The organism is Neisseria sp. HMSC055H02 (genome assembly GCF_001813335.1).
Lineage (GTDB): Bacteria > Pseudomonadota > Gammaproteobacteria > Burkholderiales > Neisseriaceae > Neisseria > Neisseria sicca_C.
Map to the genome: position 1 here is coordinate 1 of NZ_KV812127.1, position 555 is coordinate 555.

At 55.1% G+C, this 555-nt stretch carries 1 protein-coding gene; it reads right to left on the reverse strand.

Annotated features, from left to right (window positions below; all coding sequences use genetic code 11):
• On the reverse strand, positions 1-555 hold a 555-nt coding region (locus HMPREF2907_RS11220), incomplete at both ends, for an IS30 family transposase (RefSeq protein WP_141754450.1).

The window sequence follows — 555 nt, forward strand, 5'->3', positions numbered from 1 at the left end:
CTTTAATACCCTAATGGCCGCCCGGGCAGTGTCTTCGGCTTTTAAGTTCTTTAATTTGCAGATGATGGTGTAGCGGGTAACGCGTTCGACCAAGGTCAATAACGCGCTTTTCTGATTTTTGCCGACGACGGTGTCAGCCTCCCAATCGCCGATGCGGGTTTTCCGGTCGACGATGGCGGGTCGGTTTTCTATGCCGACGCGGTCGGGCACTTTGCCTCCGGTCCATGTGCTGCCGTAGCGTTTGCGGTAGGGTTTGCTGCATATTCTGTGGTGTTGCCACAACGTGCCGCCGTTGCTTTTGTCTTGGCGGAGGTAGCGGTAAACGGTGCTGTGATGGAGTGTGATCCCGTGGTGTTTATGCAGGTAGGCGCATACCTGTTCGGGACTGAGTTTGCGGCGGATAAGGGTGTCGATGTGTTGAACCAGCTGCGAATCGGGCTTATAGGGTTTTCGCCGGTACTGTTTGGTCAGCCGGCTTTGCCGTTGGGCTTTATCGGCGCTGTATTGCTGCCCTTGGATGCAGTACCGCTTGATTTCGCGGCTGATGGTGCTTTT